This window comes from Phenylobacterium sp., assembly GCF_030651755.1.
Taxonomy (GTDB): domain Bacteria; phylum Pseudomonadota; class Alphaproteobacteria; order Caulobacterales; family Caulobacteraceae; genus Phenylobacterium.
In genome coordinates this window covers 1-16,642 of record NZ_JAUSBZ010000144.1, presented here as the reverse complement: position 1 = coordinate 16,642, position 16,642 = coordinate 1, and the positions used below count along the sequence as shown (strand labels likewise).

At 67.3% G+C, this 16,642-nt stretch carries 14 protein-coding genes; 12 read left to right on the top strand and 2 right to left on the bottom strand.

The window, feature by feature from the left end:
* The first annotated feature begins 38 nt into the window (after positions 1–38).
* Positions 39–527 (top strand): RidA family protein, encoded by a 489-nt coding sequence (locus tag Q7V15_RS13620; RefSeq protein WP_304756254.1) that lies wholly within the window; start codon positions 39–41, stop codon positions 525–527.
* A gap of 99 nt (positions 528–626) precedes the next feature.
* Positions 627–1,883 carry an SLC13 family permease gene (locus Q7V15_RS13615; RefSeq protein WP_304756253.1) on the top strand — a complete coding sequence of 419 codons (1,257 nt, stop codon included), beginning with the start codon at positions 627–629 and terminating at the stop codon, positions 1,881–1,883.
* A gap of 15 nt (positions 1,884–1,898) precedes the next feature.
* Here the strand turns inward: Q7V15_RS13615 and otsA are convergent, their stop codons facing one another.
* Both otsA and Q7V15_RS13605 read right to left on the bottom strand, forming a co-directional pair.
* Complete coding sequence (gene otsA, locus Q7V15_RS13610) at positions 1,899–3,281, bottom strand: alpha,alpha-trehalose-phosphate synthase (UDP-forming) (RefSeq protein ID WP_304756252.1); 1,383 nt, start codon at positions 3,279–3,281, stop codon at positions 1,899–1,901.
* A complete protein-coding gene (locus tag Q7V15_RS13605; RefSeq protein ID WP_304756251.1) occupies positions 3,281–4,489 on the bottom strand; it encodes a mechanosensitive ion channel family protein in 1,209 nt (402 codons plus the stop codon). The genes otsA and Q7V15_RS13605 overlap by 1 nt, the downstream gene beginning before the upstream one ends.
* Before the next feature lie 219 nt (positions 4,490–4,708).
* Here Q7V15_RS13605 and Q7V15_RS13600 point away from each other — a divergent pair, with 219 nt between their 5' ends.
* The 10 genes from Q7V15_RS13600 to Q7V15_RS16520 all read left to right on the top strand — a co-directional run.
* Complete coding sequence (locus tag Q7V15_RS13600) at positions 4,709–5,512, top strand: ion channel (RefSeq protein WP_304756250.1); 804 nt, start codon at positions 4,709–4,711, stop codon at positions 5,510–5,512.
* Between the two features lie 298 nt (positions 5,513–5,810).
* Positions 5,811–7,295, top strand: coding sequence for a hypothetical protein (locus tag Q7V15_RS13595; RefSeq protein ID WP_304756248.1), 1,485 nt, complete (start codon positions 5,811–5,813; stop codon positions 7,293–7,295).
* Positions 7,296–7,372: 77 nt separating this feature from the next.
* Positions 7,373–9,964, top strand: coding sequence for a TonB-dependent receptor domain-containing protein (locus Q7V15_RS13590; protein ID WP_304756247.1), 2,592 nt, complete (start codon positions 7,373–7,375; stop codon positions 9,962–9,964).
* Positions 9,965–10,138: 174 nt separating this feature from the next.
* Positions 10,139–10,948, top strand: coding sequence for a type II secretion system protein N (locus Q7V15_RS13585; RefSeq protein WP_304756245.1), 810 nt, complete (start codon positions 10,139–10,141; stop codon positions 10,946–10,948).
* Positions 10,945–12,963 carry a type II secretion system secretin GspD gene (gene gspD / locus Q7V15_RS13580; RefSeq protein WP_304756244.1) on the top strand — a complete coding sequence of 673 codons (2,019 nt, stop codon included), beginning with the start codon at positions 10,945–10,947 and terminating at the stop codon, positions 12,961–12,963. The genes Q7V15_RS13585 and gspD overlap by 4 nt, the downstream gene beginning before the upstream one ends.
* On the top strand, positions 12,964–14,457 hold the full coding sequence (gene gspE, locus Q7V15_RS13575; protein ID WP_370689818.1) for a type II secretion system ATPase GspE: 1,494 nt from the start codon (positions 12,964–12,966) through the stop codon (positions 14,455–14,457).
* A complete protein-coding gene (gene gspF, locus Q7V15_RS13570) occupies positions 14,444–15,649 on the top strand; it encodes a type II secretion system inner membrane protein GspF (protein WP_304756243.1) in 1,206 nt (401 codons plus the stop codon). Before gspE ends, gspF begins: the two co-directional genes overlap by 14 nt.
* A gap of 27 nt (positions 15,650–15,676) precedes the next feature.
* Positions 15,677–16,123 (top strand): type II secretion system major pseudopilin GspG, encoded by a 447-nt coding sequence (gene gspG, locus Q7V15_RS13565; RefSeq protein WP_304756242.1) that lies wholly within the window; start codon positions 15,677–15,679, stop codon positions 16,121–16,123.
* Positions 16,098–16,595, top strand: a complete 498-nt coding sequence (locus tag Q7V15_RS13560) for a GspH/FimT family pseudopilin (protein WP_304756241.1) — start codon at positions 16,098–16,100, stop codon at positions 16,593–16,595. The genes gspG and Q7V15_RS13560 overlap by 26 nt, the downstream gene beginning before the upstream one ends.
* Positions 16,555–16,642: prepilin-type N-terminal cleavage/methylation domain-containing protein (locus Q7V15_RS16520; RefSeq protein ID WP_370689820.1), on the top strand; the 88-nt coding region annotated here is incomplete at its 3' end. The genes Q7V15_RS13560 and Q7V15_RS16520, both read left to right, overlap by 41 nt.

Sequence of the window (16,642 nt, the reverse complement as noted above, 5' to 3'; positions counted from 1 at the left end):
TCGCGCTCCTATCCCGACGCCAAAAAAAGGAAACGCCTATGCGCCGCCTCGCCCTGCCCACCGTCCTGGCTGTTCTGATCGCCACCCCTGCCGCAGCTGAGATCAAGCGAGTCGGGTCGGAGACCTCGCCCATCGCCAGCGCCGTCGTCGTCCCTGCCGGCTATGACATCATCTATGTGAGCGGCATCACGCCCCCGGTGACCAACCCTGAGGCCCCTGAGGGAACCCCACGGGAGTTCGGCGACACCAAGACCCAGACCATCGGCGTCATCGAGCGTATCAAGGCCATCCTGGAGTCCCAGGGGGCCAGTCTGGGTGATGTGGTGATGATGCGCGTCCTGCTGGTGGGGGATCCGGCCCTGGAGGGCAAGATGGACTTCGCCGGCATGATGGAGGGCTATCGCCAGTATTTCGCCAACGCCGACCAGCCCAACCGGCCCGCCCGCATCACCTCTCAGGTCTCGGCCCTGGTGGCGCCAGGTATGATGGTTGAGATTGAGGTCCAGGCGGCCGTGAAGCCTGACTAGCCGATGGGCCTTTCGCAAGCCGAAGGCCCCCACTAGGATCGGGGCCGTCGACGGCCAGCGGACTGGGCGAAGGCGGCGCGTCCCCGGGGAAGGTCCTTCGTGAACTTCGAACAACTCGCCACCCTTGCAGTGCTGGCCGCCGTCGTCGTGGCCCTGCTGAGCGATCGGGTTCGCGTCGACGTGGCGGCCATGGCGGCTGCAGCGGTGCTGATGGGGCTCGGGGTGATCACGCTGGAGGACCTGGGCCGCGGTCTCGCCAGCCCGGCCCTGGTGGCCCTGGCCTCGCTGTTCATCATCGCCAGGGCCCTGGATGTGACCGGCGTCATGGGGGTCATTATTCGCTCTGCGGCCAGAATGACCGACCGCATGGGGGCGGCCTCGGCCCCGGTGATCATCACCCTGTGTGGTTCGCTTTCGGCCTTTCTGAACAATACGCCCCTGGTGATCCTTGCCGCTCCGATCATGCAGGACTCCGCGCGTCGGCTCGGCATCTCTCCCAAGCGGCTGCTGATCCCCCTGTCCTACGCCTCGATCATGGGGGGCGCCTGCACGCTGATCGGCACCTCCACCAACCTGCTGGTGGACGACATGGCCCAGCGGCAGCACCTGGCGCCTTTCACCCTGTTTGAAATCACCGGGGTCGGCCTGGCCATCGCCGCTGTGGGCGCCGTCTATCTGGCCTTTGTCGCACCGCGTCTGCTGCCGACCGATGAGGCCCCGAGCGACAAGGGGGCCGACATCCTGCCTGAGGCGCCGCCGCCCCTGCGGCTGATCCCGGCCCTGGTCAGCGTGACCGTCTTCGCCTTCGTCCTGGGCGCCGCGGCGGGGGGACTGCCGATCGCCGTGGTGGCCTTTATCGGCGCCATGGCCCTGCTCGCCTTCCAGGTCATGAAGCCAGAAGAGGCCTATTCGGGGCTGCGTCCTCAGGTGTTGCTGATGATCGGCGGCATGCTTGTGGTGGGCGAGGCCCTGGGCAAGACTGGCCTGGCCTTTCAGGCGACCAACACCATGGCGGCCTGGACGCAACCCCTCGGTCCCATTGCAGCGCTGGCCCTCATCTATGTGGCCACCTCGGTCCTGACCGAGATCATGTCGAACGCCGCCGTCGCCGTTCTGATCACCCCGCTGGCCATTGGCCTGGCGGAAAACCTGGGGGTCGACCCACGGCCGTTCGTGGTGGCGGTGATGATGGCGGCCAGCGCGTCCTTCGCGACGCCTGTGGGCTATCAGACCAACGCCATCGTCCATCAGGTGGGGGGCTACGCCTATATGGACTTCGTGCGGGTCGGGCTGCCCCTGAACGTGATCTCGGCCATCGTGGCCGTATGGATGATCCCCAGGATGTTCCCCTTCTAGACCCTGGGGCGCTCTTCAGCCCGGCTGACCCGTCATGAGCGCGCGGACGAAATCGTCCCGCCAGGCCGAGACGTCCGAGGTGCGGAGGTCGGCCATCAGCCGGTCCCAACGCCGACGCCGCTCGGTCAGCGGCATGGCCAGTCCGCGCAGGATGGCGTCGGAGACATCCTCCCGGCTGAAGGGGTTGACGATCAGGGCCTCACCCATCTGCTCGGCGGCGCCGGCGAACCGCGACAGGATCAACACGCCGGGATCCTCCGGGTCCTGGGCGGCCACATACTCCTTGGCCACCAGGTTCATGCCGTCCCGCAGCGGCGTCACCAGCCCGAGCTTGGCGGCGCGATAGATGCCGGCCAGCTGGTCGCGGCGGTAGGCCCGATTGACGTAGCGGATCGGCACCCAGTCGACGGTGGAGAAGGCGCCGTTGATCCGCCCCGACACCCCGTCCAGCCGCCCGCGAATTTCCTGATAGGCCTCCACATCCTCGCGGCTCGGCGTGGCGATCTGCAGCAGGAAGACCTTCTCGTGCAGGTCCAGATTGTCCTGCAGAAACTGCTCATAGGCCAGGAACCGCTCCTCCAGGCCCTTGGAATAGTCCAGCCGGTCGACGCCGATGATCATCTGCCGGTCCAACATGCTGGTCTGCATGCGGGCATATTCAGCCTTGGCGGTCTCGCCATCGAGGGCGGCGGTGAATTCGGTGACGTCCATGCCAATGGGAAAGGCGCCGAAATCAGCGGTGCGGCCAAAGGCGGTGAGCCGGTGGTTATCGCCCACCGAGCCGCCGGCCTCATGACGCACGTAATCCTCGAAAGCCTCCACCGAGTCGTTGGTCTGGAACCCGACGAGGTCGTAGTCGAACAGGGCCTCCACCAGTTGCGGATGGCGGGGGAGGGTGGTGATCAGATGGCGGGCGGGCCAGGGGATGTGGAGGAAGAAGCCGATCCGGTTCTTCACCCCACGGCGACGCAGTTCCTGGGCCAGGGGAATCAGGTGGTAGTCGTGGACCCAGACGAAATCGTCCTCCTCGATCAGGGGCAGGACGGTCTCGGCGAAGCGGGCGTTGACCCGGGCATAGCCCTCGCCGAAGGAGCGCTCGTAGGCGGTCAGGTCCACCCTGTGATGGAACAGCGGCCAGAGCGTCTTGTTGGCGTAGCCATTGTAATATTCCTGAACGTCCTGTTCCTCGAGGTCCATGGTGGCCACGGTCACCCCGCCCGCCCGCTGAACACCGACCTGGCCCGTATAGGTCTCGGTGGTCTGGCCGCTCCAGCCAAACCAGATTCCGGAGTGCTCCCGCAGGGCGGCGGCCAGGGCCATGGCCAGCCCCCCCTGGGTTCCGCCGCCGGCGTCGCTGGGCGGGCTTACACGATTGGAGATGACGATCAGGCGTCCCATCAGGTCTTGGTCCTGTCTGCCGCTGGGGGGGCTTCGGGCGCGGGTCTGGCCGCGGGGGCGGATTGGGGCATGACCAGGTGCATGTGCGGATAGGGAATCTCGACCCCTGCGGCGTCCCAGGCGGCCTTGATCCGGCGATTGAACGCGCGGCCGATCCCCCATTGGGCGCCCGGCGGCGTCTTGATCCTCGCCCGCAGAACGACCCCGCTGTCGGCCAGGTCGCTGACGTCCATGACTTCCAGCGGCTCCAGAATCCTTGGCCCAAGGGCAGGATCGGCGCGCATCTCCTCGACCACCTGGTTCATGACCTCGAACGCCTGGTCGATGTCCGACTCGTAGGACACCCCCAGTTCAATGACATGATAGGAGAACACATTGGTCATGTTGTGGATGATCTGCGCCTCGCCATAGGGCAGGACATGCAGGGTTCCGTCCAAGGAGCGCAGGCGGATGGTGCGGATGGTCATCTGCTCGACGACCCCGCTGGAGCCGGCGATCTCCACCACGTCGCCGACAGCGACGATGTCCTCCGAAATGAGGAAGATGCCCGTCAGCAGGTCCTTCACCAGGGTCTGGGCGCCGAAGCCGATGGCCAGGCCGATAACGCCGGCGCCCGCCAGCAGCGGACCGATGGCCAGGCCGACCTCGGCCAGGATCATCATCGCCCCGATCACCAGGATGACGCCGCGGGCCACCCCGTGCAGCAGCGGGCCGATGGTGTTCATCTGCGCCTCGCCCCGGACCCCCCGCGCCTTGCGCTGCGCCAGGCGGGCCAGCAGGCGGTTGACGAGGAGGGTGACGAGCTCGGCGGCGGCGAAGGTGATGACGCCCAGGATGGTGATCCGGACAATGGCCTCGACCACGCGCTGGCCAAGACCGGCCGTCAGCCAGCCGAGGATGTCAAATCCCCAGATGGAGGCCAGGGCGAAGAAGGCCGAGAGGACCAGGCCGGTTTCGAACACGACCCAGGTCACCTGGGTGACGCGGCGGGTGCGAATGGTCTTTTCCGCGTCCGGAGGCCCGGGCACGGCTCGGGCGCCATGCTTAAGAAGCCGCCGCACGACGACTCCGAAGCCAAAGGCCAGGAGGACCACCAGGGCTGAGAGGGCGATATTCAGGGCGAGCGCGCCAGGACCGAGCCGGAGGAGGGCGTTCCAACTTTCCTGGAGCCCAAGGATGACCTGTTCGCTTGCCGTGCTGAACTCCACCCTGGAGCCTCCTGTGACAGTTGATCTGGCGGCGACGCCTTCCGGCGCGATCCCGGGGCCTCTTGCCGTAAGGCCTGAGCCGGTTTTGGGTTCACCCTGGCCCGGCGGGTCGGCTAGAGCTAACACGGGGCGGCCCCCTGGGGGGCCGGTCTCACGGACCTGTGAAGGCCGCGACGGAGCACCGACGATGCACAGCCACCTCTCAGGTCAACCGGCGCCTTGACTGCGGCGGACTCCAAACCCACGGCGAGACAGCGCGCCCTGTGGCGCCTGAGAGCCAAGCTGCGCGCCCTCTATCACGGGGAGTCGCCCGGCGCGGTGCGGTTCCGGCTGGGGGTGATCGGTGTCGACCTGGTCCTCATCGCCTTCTTCATCGCCGCCCCCTTCCTGAGGGACACCCGCGCCTTCCTGCCCCTGGACCTGGCCGTGGCGGCGATCCTCGCCGCCGATATGACCGCGCGCGCCCTGGCCTGGCGCAGCGTGAAGAGTTGGATCAAGCGGCCGATCGTTCTGGTCGATCTGTTCGTCCTGCTGACCCTGCTGTTCCCGACCATCCTGATCAACCTGGCCTTCCTGCGCGTGCTGCGCATCTGGACCCTGTTTCACAGCGACTTCTTCTGGGAGACGGTGGGCCACCGGTTCGACGACACCCGCTGGGAGGATGTGATCCGGGCGGCGGCCACCCTGGTCACCTTCGTCTTCGTGGCCACGGGCTTCGTCTACACCATCTATGTCGGCGATGAGGGCGGGGTCAGCGGCTATGTCGACGCCCTCTATTTCACCGTCACGTCGCTGACGACCACTGGCTATGGCGACATCATTCTCCCGGGAATCACCGGCCGGCTGATCTCCATCGTCATCATGATCTCAGGGATCACCCTTTTTGTTCGGTTCGCCCAGGCCCTGTTTCGCCCCTACAAGGTGCGCTTCACCTGCCAGGTCTGCGGCCTGATGCGTCATGAACCAGACGCGGTGCACTGCAAGGCCTGCGGCGCCTTGATCAACATTCCCAACGAGGACTGATCGGCGCGCCAAGGCGACAAATGTCGATTTCGCCTGCGAAATCCGCACGGATCACCTTTGGCCGGGTTCGCCGAACGCCGCTCGCGCCCGCCCTAAAATCCAGAAAATTCAACAGGACGACGCCTGGCGTGTCGTGAATGCCGCACCCGGTCGCCTGCACAGAACTGTCACTCAATCGTTGGTGAGCTGTCACGGAGCCTACCTAGAACGGCGCTCGGGCAAGCGGGCGTTCAGGTTCCACGGTGGGATTTGGGGACAGCCGGCGCCTGCGCATTTCATCGCCACGGCGGAGAGCAAGATGACCGGCACGACCACTTTCAGAAACCTGCTGATCATGTCGATCAGCTCCATGGCCCTCGCCGCCTGCGGCGGCGGCGCGGACAATGTCGCCTCGCCCGGCATCGGCGCCTTCCCGCCGACCGCGCCGACGACCCCGACCACGCCCACCACGCCCACGACGCCTGGCACGGGCACGGCCGCGGCTGACTGCCCGACCGGGTTCACCAATGCGGGCGTGATCGTCAACGGCACCCTGCGCAACTGCCAGCTGCCCAACAAGATTATCGGCAACTTCGTCGTTCCGGCCCGCGCCGGCACCGTCTATTCCGTCAGCGGCCGCACCGATGTGGGCGACGACCGCGGCGCTGATCCGGCCAACCCGATCGCCGGCGCCCAGCAGGGCATCCTGACCATCGAGCCCGGCGTTCGGATCTTCGGTTCGGCCGGCCTCGACTACATCAATGTCCAGCGCGGATCGCAGATCTTCGCCGAGGGCACCTCGACCAACCCGATCATCTTCACCAGCCGTCAGAACATCGAAGGCGCCACCGGCGCCGACTCCATCGGCCAGTGGGGCGGCCTGGTGATTTCCGGCCGCGCGCCCATCGCGTCCTGCCCGGCCGGCACCACCCCGCCCAACATCAACTGCGTGGCCACCTTTGAAGGCGGCGTCGCCCTCTATGGCGGCAACAGCCCCAACGACAATTCCGGCCGTCTGCGTTACGTGCAGGTCCGCTATCCCGGCTTCGAAATCCAGCCGAACCGCGAGCTGAACGGCATCACCTTCAACGGCGTCGGCGCCGGGACCACCCTGGAGTACATCCAGGTCCACAACAGCTCCGACGACGGCGTCGAGTTCTTCGGCGGCACCGCCAACATGAAGTACGTCGTCATCACCGGCGCCGATGACGACAGCGTCGACACCGATGAGGGCTGGCGCGGCGGCATCCAGTACCTGATCGCCCGTCAGCGGGCGAACGGCGGCGACCGGGTGTTCGAAATGAGCTCGGTGGGCGTCCAGGCGGCCCTGAACTCGCAGCCCAAGATCGCCAACTACACCGCCATCGGCTCGACCCGGGCCGGGGCTGGCGACGTCCAGATTCTGAACACCGGCACCGGCGGCCGTTTCATCAACGGCATCCACGTCTCGACCAATCCGTCGACCGCCTGCCTCGACGTGGACACGCCCTCCACCGTGGCCGCCGCGCCGCGTTGGGACTCGGTGGTCTTCGCCTGCGCCATCGCCTTCCGTAATGACAGCGATGTGGATGGGGCGGCGGCCGCCGCCCTGTTCAACGCCGGGACCAACAACAACTCCAGCTTCACTTCCAGCCTGGTGAACGGCTTCGTGAACGGCCCGAACGAGGCCGCCCGTCCGGCGACGGATCCGAAGACCATCTACGCCTACTTCGACTCCACCAACTACGTCGGCGCCGTTCGCGATGCGAACGACAACTGGTGGCGGGGTTGGACCTGCGGCCTGGAGAGCGGAAGCAGCTGCTGATCCGAGCCGAAGCGGGGCGGTTCCTGGAAGGGGCCGCCCCATTTCTCCGCGTCCGTCGACAATCGAGGCGAACCTCAATGAATATGCTGCTCCGCCCGCTTTCGGGCCTCCTTCTCTGCACCACGGCCCTGATGGCGCCTGCGGTGGTCTTTGCTCAGGCCGCCGATGGCCCAGAGGTTCAGGAACTGGTCGTTCGGGGGCGTTACATCCCCGAAGTGATGCGCGAGACCGCCGAGGTGGCCTCCATCGTCACCGCCGAGGACCTGGTCCGCCAGGGCGACGGCACGGCCGCCGAGGCCCTGACCCGCCTGACCGGCCTCAGCGTGGTCAGCGGTCGCTTCGTCTATGTCCGCGGTCTTGGGGAACGTTACTCCTCAGCCCTTCTGAACGGCTCGCCCCTGCCGAGCCCCGAGCCCCTGCAGCGGGTGGTGCCCCTCGACCTGTTCCCCAGTGGAATTCTGTCGAGCGTGAACGTGCAGAAGACCTATTCGGTCAACTATCCCGGCGAGTTTGGCGGCGGGGTCATCGATCTGCGCACCATCGCCGTGCCCGACTCGCCCTTCCTGGCGCTGAGCTTCAGCCTGGGCGCCAATGACGAGACCTCCCTGAAGCAGGGGCTGACCTATTACGGCGGCGACTACGACCTGGCCGGCTTCGACGATGGCACCCGGGACATTCCCGACCCCATCCGCGCCGGCATCGCCACCGGCAAGCGGATCGATCAGGCCAATTTCGACGCCGAGACCCTGGCGAACATGGGGCGCAGTTTCCAGAACGCCAATGTGCGCCTGCTGCAGTCCACCAATGACATTCCCATCGATGGCAGCTTCGGCATTTCGGCCGGCTCCCGCTGGAACTACGATTGGGGCTCCCTGGGCGTGATCGGCGTCGGCGGTTACAGCCGCGGTTGGGACACCCGCCGGGCGGTCCAGCAGGCTGGCGTCGTCAGCCTGGGCGGCCTGTCGATCACTGAGGACCTCATCTCCAACTCCACCGAGATGGACGTGGAGTGGCATGGCCTGGGCAGCATCGCCCTCGACCTGGACGCCCACAAGTTCCAGTGGACCAACTTCTATGTCCGCAATGTCACCAAGGAAGCCCGTTCCGTTGAGGGCGAAAGCACCCTCTCCAGCAACTTCATTCGGGACGACTACACCGCCTGGTATGAGCGGGAGCTGTTCAACACCCAGCTGACCGGGATGCACAAGTTTGGTGATCTGGAGGTCGACTGGCGCGGCTCCTACGCCAACACGACCCGGGATGCGCCCTATGAGACACAGACCCGTTTCCGGCGCCTCAGCGACGGCCTTTTCTACCATAACCCCCAGTCGGACGCGAACTTCCTGCGGTTCAGCAGCCTGGAGGACACCACCTACGGGGCGGGCGTCGACGTCCGGTACCGTTGGGACAATCCGCTGATCGTCGATTTCACGGTCTCGGCCGGCTATGCCTATTACGAGAACGAGCGCTACTCCGACTCTCGCGTCTTCCGCTTCACCATGGACCAGACCCCCTCCCTGGCCTTCCAGCGGCAGCGGGTCGACTTCCTCTATTCCAACTACAACATCGGGCCGAACAGCCTCTTCCTGCGGGAAGTCACCGGTTCGGAAGGCGCGGCTGCCTATGAAGCGTCCCTGACCTCCAACGCCTTCTATATCCAGGGCGAAGGCGAGGTCCTGCCGGCCGTCCGGGCCAGCGTCGGGGTGCGTTATGAGGAGGCCGATCAGAGCGTCCAGGCCCTGGACCTCTTCTCGACCAACGACCCGGCTCCGGTGGTGCTGAAGAACGACTATGTGCTGCCCGCCGGCACGGTCACCTGGAACTTCGCCGACGACCAGCAACTGCGCTTCGGGGTGTCCAAGACCATCGCCCGGCCGCAGTTCCGCGAGCAGGCGCCGCAGATCTATCTGGACCCGGAATCGGATCGCACCTTCATCGGCAATCCCTATCTGGTGGATAGCGAGCTGGTGAACGTCGATCTGCGCTACGAGCGCTATTTCGACCGCGGCCAGTTCGCCACCATCGGCGCCTTCTACAAGGACATCGACAAGCCGATCGAGTCGGTGGTCAACGAGACGGGCGGCGGTCTGCAGCAGACCTTCCTGAACGCGCCGAGAGCCGTCCTGTATGGGCTGGAAGCCGAGTTCAAAAAGTACTTTGAACCCCAGTTCGGCATGGGCTGGATCGATGACAAGCGTTGGCTCATCGGCGCCAACTACACCTGGACCAAGGCCGAGGTTAAGGTGAGCGACGGCGACCAGGTCTTCCCCCTGACGGGGCTTGGCCAACCGGCGCCGGCGGCCAACTTCGTCATCGACGGCAGCCGTCTCCAGGGCACCTCCGAGCACATCGCCAACCTGCAGTTCGGCTTCGAGACGCTGGACGGCGGAACCCAGGCGACGATCCTGGCCAACTACGCCAGCGAGCGCACCACCGCCCGCGGGGGTTCGGGGGCCGCCGACTTCCTGCAGGAGCCCGGCGTGATGCTGGACTTCACCTTCCGCCAGAAGGTGAAGATCTGGGGTCCGGAATTCACCCTCGGCTTCGAAGCCCGCAACCTGCTGGGCGAGGAGTATGATGAGTTCCAGGCCCAGGGTGGCGACCGCGTCATCCTCAACAACTACGGGCTCGGCCGCAGCTACTCCCTCAGCGTGTCGACCCGCTTCTGACGACGGGGCGGGGATGGTCGATGGGCCATCCCCGCCTGATCTTCGAAGGCGCCTCGCAAAGCGTCATCAAATCCGGACGCTGTCACGGGCCTGTCATCGAAATTACACATGAAGGCCCCGACGGGATGGCGCCTGGGGCCCATCCCACCGCCCTGGGACTTCGGAGACTTCCCTTTGAACCTTGCCGCCGTTCGTCACGGCGTCGCCTTGCCGCCCCGGACCCTGCTGGGGTTGGCGGAGATCGCCCTCGTCTTCCTGCTGGCATGGCAGGCCGCACGGCTGGTCTGGATTCTGGCGGCGCCGGCCGAGGGTCCAATCGGCGGGGCGCAGACTGTGCGGTCGGTAGCGGCGGCGCAGACCGGCATCCTCGGACGGTTCGATCCCTTTTTCAGGCTGGCGGACTCCGGCATGACGCGCCCTTCAGGTCAGCCCAGCGACCTGCAGCTCTATGGCGTCCGCACCGGCGGGGTCACCGCCTCGGCGATCCTCGGGCCTCCCGGGGGGGCTCAGACCCTGTATGTGGTGGGCGAGCAGGGTCCTGACGGGGTGACCCTCATAGAAGTGTCCCATGACCATGTGGTCGTCAGGCAGGGCGCGATGCGGCGACGGATCGGCTTTCCCGTCGCGGCCGGCTCGCCGTCGATGACTGCGCCGCAGCCCCAGAGCCAGGTCTCCCCGGCGGGGGAGACCAGCGCCGATGTCACCGGCGCCGAACTGATGGCCGCCCTGGCGCTGGCGCCGCGTCTGCGCGAGGGACGCCCGGCAGGCTATTCGATCACGCCCCGAGGCGCCCAGGGCGCGGCGGTCCTGGCCCGGGCCGGGCTCCAGCCGGGGGACGTCATCCTGGCCATAGACGGCTCTGAGCTCAACCGCGAGCGCATGAGCGAACTGCCTGAGCTTCTCGCCGCCGCCACCCATGTCGATCTCAGCTATGAGCGCGGCGGCCAGACCCTGACCACCCGACTGCGGATGTCTGCCCCGTGAAGAGACTGATCGCCCTGTTCTTCCTGATAGGCCTGGGGACGGCCACGGCGCCTGCGCCCGCCGCCTACGCCCAGTCTCAGGTCCTGAACCTGCAGGACGCCGATATTCGGGTGTTCATCCAGGATGTCGCCCAGGCCACCGGCCAGACCTTTATCATCGACCCCCGGGTGCAGGGCAGGGTCAGCATCAGCAGCCGCGAGCCCCTGTCGAGCCGAGAGCTCTTCGAGGTGATGCTCTCGACCCTGCGGGCCAATGGGCTGGTGGCGGTGCCGGCCGGCTCCGGGGTCTATCGCATCACGCCCGAAGAGGGCGCCGCCGCTCAGCCCTCGAGCCTCAGCGGTTCTGGCGGCTATGGCTTCTCCACCCAGGTCTTTCGTCTGCGGAACATCGACGCGGCCTCGGCCGCCGAGACGCTCAAGCCCCTCATCGGCCGCCAGGGGGTGGTGATGCCCAGCCCCAGGGGCAACCTGCTGGTGGTCGCCGACTATGCGGACAATCTGGCCCGGATCCGGAGCCTGCTGGCCCAGGTGGACCAGGACCGCACCCTCACCGAGACCGTCACCCTGCGCTCCAGCTCGGCCCGGGAGATCGCCGGCGTGGTCAATCAGGTGCTCAATCCCCCGGGCGCCGATCCGGGGGCGCGCAACCCGATCGTCTCCCTGGTGGTGGTGGAGAGCAGCAACTCCCTGATCCTGCGCGGCGAACCCGACGCGGTGCGCCCGATGCTCGACCTGATCCGCGACCTTGATGGCCGGGCCGAGACCAGCGGCGATGTCCGGGTGATCAATCTGCAGCATGCCAGCGCCGAACAGCTCCTGCCGGTCCTTCAGCAACTTGTGGGCCAATCCCCGGTCGCCGCCGAGGGCGCATCCCAGGGCGACGGCGCAGCCGCCACAGGACCGACCACCACGGCCGGGGGGGCGGGCCGCCGCGCCAATATCGCCCGCTATCCCGGCGCCAACGCCATCGTCATCGCCGCCGATCCCGACACCCAGCGTGTGCTTGGGGAGGTGATCCGCCAGCTTGACACCCGCCGCCGTCAGGTCCTGGTCGAGGCGGTGGTGGTGGAGCTTTCCGACAACGCCGCCCAGCAGCTGGGGGTCCAGTTCGCCCTGGCCGGGGTCAATGGCTCGAGCATTCCGTTCTCGGCGACCAACTACTCCAACGCCTCGCCCAACATTCTGGCCCTGGCCGGGGCCGCAGCGGGCGAGCGGAACCTGCCCGAGGACTCCGCGGCCCTGAACGCCCTGCGCCAGACCGCCCTGGACTCTCTGCTCGGCGCCCGGGGCATGATCACCGGGGGCTACGGCCGCAGCGGTGACGCTCTGTTCGGTTTCATCATCAATGCGGTGAAGAACGATACGGCGTCGAACCTGCTCTCGACTCCATCGGTGATGACGCTGGACAACCAGGAAGCCACCATCCTGGTCGGCCAGGAAATCCCCATCACCACCGGCGAGGTGCTGGGCGACTCCAACAGCAACCCCTTCCGCACCATCCAGCGCCAAAACGTCGGCATCCAGCTGGACGTAAAGCCGCAGATCAATGCTGGCGGGGCCATCACCCTCTACCTGCGTCAGGAGGTCTCATCGATCTCCGGACCGCTGAGCCAGACCAATAGCGAGCTGATCCTCGACAAGCGGGCCATTGAGACCACCGTGGCGGTGGATGACGGCGCCATCGTTGTTCTGGGGGGCCTGCTGGACCGCAATGAACGCACCACCGTGGAGCGCACGCCCCTGCTGGGGGACATCCCGGTGCTGGGCAATCTGTTCAAGGCCACCTCCCGCCAGAACGTCCAGCGCAACCTGATGGTGTTCATTCGGCCAACCATCATCTCCAGCGCCGCCGACGCCCAGGCCCTGACCGTCCCGCGCTATGGCTATATCCGCGACCTCGAGGCCTCCCGCAGCGCCAACGGGTTCAGCAATCTCGACGCCATGGTTCGCGACTATATGCAGGCCGCGCCGATCACCGCGCCGCCGCCCCCGCCAACCCCGCCGCCGGGCCTCTAGGTGGAGATCCAAGGCCCGCCCCTGTTGCCCTATGGGTTCGCCAAGCGTCATGGCGTGGTGCTGCTTGGCGTCGACGAGGTGGCCCATGTGGGCCTGCGAGACGGGGCTGACCCCCTGGCGCTCATCGAGGCCCGCCGAACCCTGGGCCGGGCCCTGAAGGTCCAGACCCTGCCGCGGGCGGAGTTCGAACGCCGCCTCTCGGAGGCGTATGCCGATGACGGCCTGCCGGCCGGCGGCGCCGATGATCTGGACATGCCCGGCGGCCTCGACAGTCTGGCCGAGGACATCCCTGCCGCCGCCGATCTGTTGGACAGCCAGGATGACGCCCCAATCATCCGCCTGATCAATGGGGTCATCGCCGAGGCCATCCGCCGCGGCGCCTCGGACGTTCATGTGGAGCCCTTCGAGACCGCTCTGATAATCCGCCTACGGATTGATGGGGTCTTGCGTGAGGTTCTCAGCCTGTCGCATCGCCTGAGTCCGCTGATCGTCAGCCGGATCAAGGTCATGGCCCGCCTCGACATAGCCGAGCGCCGAATCCCTCAGGATGGCCGCATCTCCCTGGCCCTTGGCGGCCGGAGCCTGGACGTGCGGGTCTCCACATTGCCGTCCCGGGCGGGCGAGCGGGTGGTGATGCGGATTCTGGATCAGGAACAGGCCGGCATCCCCCTGCCGCAACTGGGCATGCGGCCGGCCGTGCTGTCGGCCTTCCAGCGGGCGCTGGCCGAACCCAACGGCGTGATCCTGGTCACCGGGCCGACGGGCTCGGGTAAGACCACGACCCTCTATGCCGGTCTTGGCCTGTTGAATGATTCCAGCCGCAACATCCTGACCATTGAGGACCCGGTGGAATACGCCGTGCCTGGTGTGGGTCAGACCCAGGTCAACACCAAGGTCGGCATGACCTTCGCCGCCGGTCTGCGGGCCATACTGCGGCAGGACCCCGACGTGGTCATGGTCGGCGAAATCCGCGATGTGGAGACCGCCCAGATCGCTGTCCAGGCCAGCCTGACCGGACATCTGGTGCTATCCACGGTCCACACCAACGACGCCGCAGGCGCGGTGACGCGACTGCGCGACATGGGGGTCGAGCCCTTCCTGCTGGCCTCGACCGTGCGGCTGATCGTGGCCCAGCGCCTGCTGCGGCGGCTTTGCCCCGCCTGCCGCCGGCCAGAGCCGGCCGACTCCAGCGCCGCCCGTCAGGCCGGAGTGGCCGAAGGCCAGATCCTCTACCGCGCTCAGGGCTGCGCCGAGTGCGGCCAGACCGGCTATGCGGGTCGGGTCGGGATCTATGAGGCCATCTGGATCGACGACCATGTTCGCCGCCTGATCGGCGAGAATGCTGACGAAGCCGCGATCGCCGCGGCCGGCGTCGCCGCCGGCGGCGGCAGCCTGTCAGCCGAGGCCCGGACCTGTGTGGTCGAAGGCCTGACGACGGTGGAGGAAGCCCTGCGGGTGACCCGCCAGGAAGGCGGCGATCTTGGCCAGCTTTGACTATATCGCCCTTGACCTCGCCGGCCGCACCCGCAGGGGCAGCCTGACCGCGGCGGACGAGGCCGAGGCCCGGGGGCTGCTGGAACGCCGTCGCCTTTCGCCGGTTCGCCTGACCCAGGGCAAGGCCAAGGCGGGACCGGCCGGCATCTTTGGCGGTCGCCTGGACGCCCGCTCCCTGGCGCTGGTGACCCGCCAGTTGGCGACGCTGGTGGCTGTCGCCCCCCTGGAGGAGGCCCTGCGCACCATCGCCGTCCAGGCCGAGAAGCCGGCCGTGCGCCAGGCCCTGATGGGCGTCCACGGCGGCGTGTTGGAGGGCTATCGCCTGTCGGACGCCATGGCGCGACAGGGCCGGGCCTTCCCGCCGCTCTACCGGGCCATGGTCGCCGCCGGCGAAGGCTCCGGCGCCCTGCCGTCGATCCTCGAGCGCCTGGCCGACCTGCTGGAGCGGGACCAGCAGGCCCAGAGCAAGGTGACCGCGGCCCTGGTTTACCCGGCCGTCCTGGCGGCCACCGCCCTTTTGGTGGTCCTGGCCCTGATGACCTATGTGGTGCCCAAGGTCGTCGACCAGTTTGAGTCCATGGGCCAGACCCTGCCCCTGTTGACGCGGCTGGTGATCGGGACGTCGGACGTCCTCCGCAGCTATGGGCTGATCCTGCTGGTGATCCTGCTGGTCGCAGGGTTTCTCACCGCCCGGGCCCTCCGCCGGCCAGACATCCGCCTGCAGGCGGACGCGCTTATGCTGCGGTTGCCGGTTCTGGGGCGGCTGATACGCGACCTGCATGCGGCGCGCCTGGCCCGCACCCTCTCGACCATGATCGCCAGCGGCCTGCCGATCCTGGAGGGCCTGCAGATCACCGCGCCCACCATCCACAACCACGTCCTGCGCCGGGCGACGACGGACATGGCCGAGATGATCCGCGAGGGCGGGTCCCTGTCTTCGGCCATGCGCAAGGTGGCGGTCTTCCCCCCGCTGCTCGTCTATATGACCGCCAGCGGCGAGAACAGCGGCCGGGTCGAGCTGATGCTGGGCCGGGCGGCGGAATACATGGAGCGCGAGTTCGCGACCTTCACCGCCGTGGCGCTCAGCCTGCTGGAGCCGGCGATCATCATCCTTATGGGCGGGCTGGTGGCGGTGATCGTCCTGTCCATCCTGCTACCCATCCTGCAGATCAACACCCTGGCTCTGGGCTAGGGACTTCATGCGTTCGAAGGAGCCCACATGACCCGACGCAAGCTGCGTTCCCGCCCGGCCTCAGAGGCCGGCTTCACCCTGGTGGAGCTCATGGTGGTGGTGGTCATCATTGGCCTGCTGGCCACAGTGGTGATGATCAACGTCCTGCCCAGTCAGGATCGGGCCATGCGAGAAAAGGCCAAGGTCGACATCTCCACCCTGGAACAGGCGGTCGAGACCTACCGGCTGGAGATGCTGGCCTATCCCACCACCGACCAGGGTCTTTCGGCCCTGGTTCAAGCCCCGCCGGGCGGTGCGCGCGCCGACCGCTATCGGGACGGCGGCTATATCCGCCGCCTGCCTGAGGATCCCTGGGGCAACCCTTATCAGTACGCCTATCCCGGCGAGCGGGGCCGGTTCGATGTCTATTCCTTCGGCGCCGACGGGGCCAAGGGCGGCGAAGGCGAGGATGCGGACATCGGCAACTGGAACTGAGGCCGTCCCCCGGACGTCCCGCCGCGCCGAGGCCGGCTTCACCCTGGTGGAGCTGATGGTGGTGCTTGTCATCCTGGGCCTGATGGGCGCCGCCGTGGTGATGACCGCCCCTGACGGTCGCGGGGAGCTGCGGCGAGAGGCGGAGAATCTCGCCGGGCGCCTCGTCCGGGCGCGGGAAGAGTCGTTGCTCACCAACCGCGCCGTTGAGGTTCGGCTGGACAATGAGGGCTATGGATTCCGGGTGTTGCGCCGGGGTCAGTGGGAGCCGCTGGAGGCCGCCCCTTTCGAGGACCATCCCTGGCCCGCTGGGGTTCAGGCCCGTCTGCACGGGGCGCCGGGCCGTGACGCCGTGCGGTTTGATCCCACTGGCTCGGCCGAGCCCGCGACGGTGACCCTGTCGCGGGCCGAACAGAAGATGAGCGTCTCAGTCGATGAGACCGGCGAGGTGCGGCTCGATGCGCCGGCCGGCTGAACAGGGCTTCACCCTGATCGAGCTGCTGGTCGCCCTGGCGGTCTTCA